Annotated in this window: 6 protein-coding genes; 3 read left to right on the forward strand and 3 right to left on the reverse strand. The window is 76.6% G+C overall.

What is annotated here, in order from left to right; genetic code table 11:
- Nucleotides 1-110 precede the first annotated feature (110 nt).
- Complete coding sequence (locus tag ACW0Q9_RS28860) at nucleotides 111-392, reverse strand: hypothetical protein (protein ID WP_456186658.1); 282 nt, start codon at nucleotides 390-392, stop codon at nucleotides 111-113.
- 26 nt (nucleotides 393-418) lie between these two features.
- Complete coding sequence (locus ACW0Q9_RS28865; protein WP_456186660.1) at nucleotides 419-997, reverse strand: helix-turn-helix domain-containing protein; 579 nt, start codon at nucleotides 995-997, stop codon at nucleotides 419-421.
- A 95-nt stretch (nucleotides 998-1,092) separates the two neighbouring features.
- On the opposite strand from ACW0Q9_RS28865, the gene ACW0Q9_RS28870 reads away from it, so the two are divergent.
- On the forward strand, nucleotides 1,093-2,520 hold the full coding sequence (locus tag ACW0Q9_RS28870) for an MFS transporter (RefSeq protein ID WP_456186662.1): 1,428 nt from the start codon (nucleotides 1,093-1,095) through the stop codon (nucleotides 2,518-2,520).
- On the opposite strand, the gene ACW0Q9_RS28875 is transcribed toward ACW0Q9_RS28870, so the two are convergent.
- Nucleotides 2,466-3,827, reverse strand: a complete 1,362-nt coding sequence (locus ACW0Q9_RS28875) for an MFS transporter (protein ID WP_456186664.1) — start codon at nucleotides 3,825-3,827, stop codon at nucleotides 2,466-2,468. The genes ACW0Q9_RS28870 and ACW0Q9_RS28875 overlap by 55 nt on opposite strands.
- A gap of 71 nt (nucleotides 3,828-3,898) precedes the next feature.
- Between ACW0Q9_RS28875 and ACW0Q9_RS28880 the strand changes: the two genes are divergently transcribed.
- Both ACW0Q9_RS28880 and ACW0Q9_RS28885 read left to right on the forward strand, forming a co-directional pair.
- Nucleotides 3,899-4,549, forward strand: coding sequence for a TetR/AcrR family transcriptional regulator (locus tag ACW0Q9_RS28880; RefSeq protein WP_456186666.1), 651 nt, complete (start codon nucleotides 3,899-3,901; stop codon nucleotides 4,547-4,549).
- A gap of 54 nt (nucleotides 4,550-4,603) precedes the next feature.
- Nucleotides 4,604-5,310, forward strand: a 707-nt coding sequence (locus tag ACW0Q9_RS28885; protein ID WP_456186668.1) for a flavin-containing monooxygenase, incomplete at its 3' end; no start/stop codon positions are given.

The following is a 5,310-nucleotide window of genomic DNA, read 5'->3' on the forward strand; positions in this document are numbered from 1 at the left end:
ATAGGGGACAGCCGCGCGGGCGCGGCGGGTGCAGGCCGAGCGGGACCGGGACGCCGCCCGCCAGGAGCTGCGTACCGTGCGGGCCGAACGCGACGGCGAGCGCCGCCGGGTCACCGACCTGACCGCCGAGCGGGGGAGAGCTCGGCGTGCAGCGCGTCGGTGAGCGTCTCCACGATCTGGTCGAGCCGCTCGACCGCCTCCCAGGTGCGGGCCACCTGCCCGGGCAGGCCCGGGGCGTTGCGGTGGCGCATCCGGGAGTTGCGCGACGCGCGCTGGCAGGCGCCGTCGTTGTCCCGGCAGTACCGGAAGGGGCGGCCGGCGCCCGCGCGCTGCGGCACCTCCCGTCCACAGTGGGCGCAGGGGCGGGTCTCGGGGGTGGGCTCGGCGTCCATCGGCGGCGAAGTCTAGTTGCCGCGGGTCACGACGGCGTCGACGGCCCGGTGCGGACGACGGCCTGGTCGCCGTGCGGTCCGAACAGGTGCAGGATCTCGACGGTGTCCGTGTCGGCCGGGCCGAACCAGTGCGGTTCGCCGGTGTCGAACTCGGCCACCTCGCCGGGGCGGAGGAGGAACTCACGGTCACCGAGGACGAGGCGCAGCCGGCCGGCGAGGACGTAGAGCCACTCGTAGCCGGCGTGGGTGACGAGCTTCGGCTCCCGGGGCGCGAGGACCTGCTTGAAGACCTGGACCCGCCCCGGGTACTGGGTCAGGGGCACCACCACGCCGCCGCGCCGTCGCCGGTGCGGCCGCAGGTGGACGCGGGGGTCGCCGGTGGCCGGCGCCGCCACCAGCTGGTCCAGCGCGACACGGTGGGCGCGGGCCAGCGGGATCAGCAGCTCGAGGGTGGGGCGCCGCTTGCCCGACTCGAGGCGGGACAGCTTGCTCACCGAGATGCCGGTCTGCGTCGCGAGGGTCTCCAGTGTCAGTCCGCGGTCGCGGCGCAGCGCGCGCAGCCGCGGCCCGATGCCGTCGAGGAGTTTCGCGAAGTCCGTTTCCACGCCCGCCATCTTTGCGGTTTCCGCAAGACGGCTGGGCCCGGGGGCCCGCGCGGTCCGAGCATGGCGGGCATGTTTCCCGACCTGGAGGTGAGCGAGTGGCCGCGACATCCCTGACCGTGCGATCCGAGCCGAGTGCGCGCCGGCGGTGGGCGGTGCTGGCGATCTGCGCGCTGAGCATGTTGCTCGTCGGGCTGGACACCACCATCGTCAACGTGGGCCTGCCCGCCATCGGGCGCGGGCTGGAGGTGGGCACCCGCAGCCTGGAATGGGTCGTCGACGCCTACACCGTGGCCGTGGCCAGCCTGCTGATCTCCGCGGGCGCGCTGGCCGACCGGCTGGGCCGCCGCCGGGTCTTCCGGTGGGGGCTGGTCGTCTTCGGCGTCGCGTCGGTGGCGTGCGCGGTGGCCCCGTCGCTCGGCGCGCTCGTCGCGGCGCGGGCCGTCCAGGGGATCGGCGCGTCGATGCTCAGCCCCGTGGCCCTGGCCATCGTGGTGAACGCGATGCCCGACCCGCGGGAACGGGCCCAGGCCATCGGGATCTGGGCCTCGGTCTTCGGGCTCAGCATGGCGGCCGGACCGGTCGCCGGCGGCGCGCTCATCGCGGCGTTCGGCTGGCGGTCGGTGTTCTGGATCAATGCCCCGGTCATCGTCGCCGCGCTGGTGCTGAGCGCGCGGTTCGTCCCGGAGTCCCGCGCGCTGCGGGCCCGGCGGCTCGACCTGCCCGGCCAGGTTCTCCTCACCGTCGTGGTGTGCCTCTGCGTCGCCGTGCTCATCGAGGGCCCGCGCATCGGCTGGGCGTCGCCGCCCGCCTGGGCCGCGTACCTGGTGGCCGCCGCGGCCGCCGTCGGCTTCGTGGCGGTCGAGCGGCGTCGCCAGGAACCGCTGATGGAGCTGGGGCTGTTCCGGCGGCCGGCCTTCGCCACGGCGGTGCTGGGCGCGGTGGCCGTGTTCGTCGCGCTGACCGTCAGCCTGCTGCTCACCACGCTGTACCTGCAGCACGGCCACGGCTGGACCCCGCTCGCCGCGGGGACCGCGACCCTGCCCCTGGCGCTCGGCGCGACCGTCTGCGCGCCGTTGTCGGGCCGGCTGGCCGGGCGGTACGGGGCGCGGCGGCCCCTCCTGCTCGCCGGCGCGTTCCTCACGGCCGGCGGGCTCATCCTGGTCGACCTGCGTCCCGACCCGGACCCCCGGCAGCTCCTGCCGGCCTACCTGCTCATCGGCGTCGGCTTCGGCTTCGCCAACGCCCCGATCACCAACACCGCGGTGAGCGGCCTGCCCCCGGCGCGGGCCGGGGTCGCCGGGGCGATCACCTCCACCGCCCGGCAGCTCGGGTCGGCCGTCGGCATCGCCGTCGCCGGGGGCCTCGTCGCCGGGGTCGGCCCGGCGGGCCTGGCCCGCGCGTCCCGCCCGGGTTGGCTCCTGGTGGCGGCCTGCGGCCTGTTCCTCTTCGTCGTCGCGCGCGCCGCCGGTCAGGCGGCGCCGTCGCGGCCGGCGTCCGCGCGGGCGGCACGGTCGAGGGTGTAGCGGCGTTGCAGCAGCACCGCGACCACCATGACGGCGGCCGGCAGCAGGCCGAAGCCGTACCGGATCGCCGCCAGCGCGCCCGCCGACTGGGTGACCGTCTGCCCGGCGGCGGAGGCCACGAAGCCCCCGGCCGCCAGGCAGAGCGCGTAGGCGTACGGGCCGAGCGCCGCGCCGGTGGCCTCGGTGGCGGTCCACACCCCGGTGTACGTGCCGGCCCGGTCGGTGTCGGCGGCGCGGATCACGTCGGGCAGCATCGAGAAGGGCAGCAGCTGCATCCCGGCGAACGCCACCCCGAGCACCGCCACCGCGCCGACCAGCACCGGCAGCCCGGCCGGCCGGCCGACGGCCAGCACCAGCGCGCCGAGGGCGAAGGCGACCTGGGCGGCGAGCAGCGCCGGCTGCTTGCCGACCCGCCGGGCGACCGCCAGCCAGGCCGGGGTGACCAGCAGGGCGGGCGCGACGAACGCGGCGACCAGCACGGTGGTGAGCTTCGGGCGGCCCAGCTCGTACTCCGCGTAGTAGGGCACCCCGGCCAGCACCAGGTGGGTGGTGGTCGACATGGCCAGGTACGCGCCGACCAGCCAGCGGAACTGCCGGTCGCGCAGGCTCGCCGCCAGGGTCCGCCACCCGGCCGCCGGGTGCGGCGTCGCCGGCGCGGCGGCGGTGCGGCGCAGCCGGCCGATCCCGGCGACGCCGACCGCCATGGCCGCGAGCATCCCTACCGCGAGCAGCGCCGCCATCCGCAGGTAGCCGGCGCGGGTGGCGGCGTCACCGCCGGCCAGCAGCGGCGCGAGCAGCCCGGAGACCAGGATGCCGAGGGTGAGCACCACCATGCGGAAGGCCATCAGCCGGGTGCGCTCGTGGTAGCCGATCCGCAGGTCCGCCGGGGTGGCCAGGTAGGGCACCTGGTACGCGGCGAAGAGCAGGTTCCCGGCGACGAAGGCCACCGCCACCCAGGCCGCGGCCGGTGCGCCGGTCAGCCCGCCGGGCACCGCGAAGAGCGCGGCGAACGCCAGCGGCAGGGCGCAGCCGGTCAGCAGCAGCCGTCGCCGGTGGCCGCGGCGGGCCTGCTCGACGTCGCAGCGGTGCCCGATCCAGGGGTGCAGCAGCACGTCGGCGATCTTCGGCACGAGCAGGCTGAGCCCCGCCAGCCACGGGGCGACCGCGAGGACGTCGGTGAGGAAGTAGAGCAGCAGCAGCCCGGGCACGGTGACCCAGACGCCCATGCCGAGCGAGCCGGCAGCGAAGCCGACCAACGGGCCGCGCGGCAGGGCGGCGGCCTGGCGCCGCTGGTCGAGCCCGGTCATCGCTGCCCCTTCCTCGGGGCATGCCGCCCCCAATCCAACGGATGCTGGATTGTAGGGGGAACAATGGCGGGATGACCATGCCCCGCCGCCGACCGGGTCGGCCCCGCCGCGACGACCAGCGGCCCACCCGCGACCTGGTGCTCGCCGCCGCCACGGCGCTCTTCGCCGAGCGTGGCTTCGACGCGGTCGGTCTGCGCGACGTCGCCGCCGCGGCGGGCGTCGACGTGGCCACCGTCGCCCACCACACCGGCACGAAGGCGGAGCTCTACGACGCCTGCTTCGCCCGGGTGTTCGCCGCCGAGCGGGAGGTCCTCGAGGCGGCCGGCGAGCGCGCCCGGCTGGCCCTGGCGGCCGGGCCGGCCGAGGCGCTACGGGCGCTGCACGATGTGGTCGACGTGTTCGTCGACTTCCTCGAGGACCGCCCGGAGACCACCGCCCTGTGGCTGCGCCGCTGGCTGGAGCCGCACCGGCACGCCGACCTCGACCAGCGCTACGCGGCCCCGCTCTACGCGCTGGTCGAGGAGTTGCTCGCCGCCGCCGCTTCGGGCGGAGCGCTGGTCGAGCCGACCCCGCACGTCACGGTGCGCAGCCTGGTCTGGGCGGTGCACGGGCACGTGGTGGCCCTCGCCGCGCAGGGCGGCTCCGCGGCCCGGGAGCGGCGCGAGTTCCGGGCCTTCGTGCACCGCTTCCTCGACGGGCTGTACCCGCCGGCCACCCCTTGACGGGCCGCCGCCCGCCGGGGATTATCCAGCGGTCGTTGGATTAAGGAGGCGGGCATGGCGGCACCACCCAGGGTGGCGGTCATCGGCGCCGGCGCGGCCGGACTGGCCACCCTCAAGGCGCTGGCCGACGCCGGCGTGCCGGCGGTCGCGTTCGAGGCCGCCGACACCGTCGGCGGCCTCTGGGTGTACGGGGCGGCCGGCTCGCCGGCGTACCGGACGCTGCACCTGAACACCAGCAGGGGGCGCACCGAGTTCGCCGACCATCCGATGCCGGCGCACTGGCCCGACTACCCGGACCACAGCCGCATCGCCGGCTACCTCGCCGACTACGCCGACCGGTTCGGGCTGCGCGACGCCGTGCGGCTGCGGCACACCGTCGTGCGGGTCACCCCGGCGGCGGGCGGCGGCTGGACCGTGCACGTCACCGGCCCCGAGGGGCCGGTCCACCTCGACGTCGAGGCGGTGGTGGTGGCCAACGGGCACAACCGGGCGCCGAAGTGGCCCGACCCGTACCCGGGCGAGTGCACCGCCGAGCAGCTGCACAGCCACGACTACCGGGGCCCCGAGCAGCTCGCCGGCCGGCGGGTGCTGGTGGTCGGGGGCGGCAACTCCGCCATGGACATCGCCGTCGACGCCTCGTACGCCGCCGCGCGCACCCTGCTGTCGCTGCGGCGCGGGGTCTGGGTCGTGCCCAAGTACCTGCTCGGCCGCCCCTCCGACACCCTCAACGGGGCGCTCGCCCGCCGGCTGCCCTGGCGGCT

The organism is Micromonospora sp. I033 (assembly GCF_053890995.1).

Excerpts from the sequence above, each read along its gene's own strand:
- ACW0Q9_RS28860 (WP_456186658.1), bottom strand. The coding sequence starts at position 392 with ATGGACGCCGAGCCCACCCCCGAGACCCGCCCCTGCGCCCACTGTGGA.
- ACW0Q9_RS28880 (WP_456186666.1), top strand. The coding sequence starts at position 3,899 with ATGACCATGCCCCGCCGCCGACCGGGTCGGCCCCGCCGCGACGACCAG.
- ACW0Q9_RS28875 (WP_456186664.1), bottom strand. The coding sequence starts at position 3,827 with ATGACCGGGCTCGACCAGCGGCGCCAGGCCGCCGCCCTGCCGCGCGGC.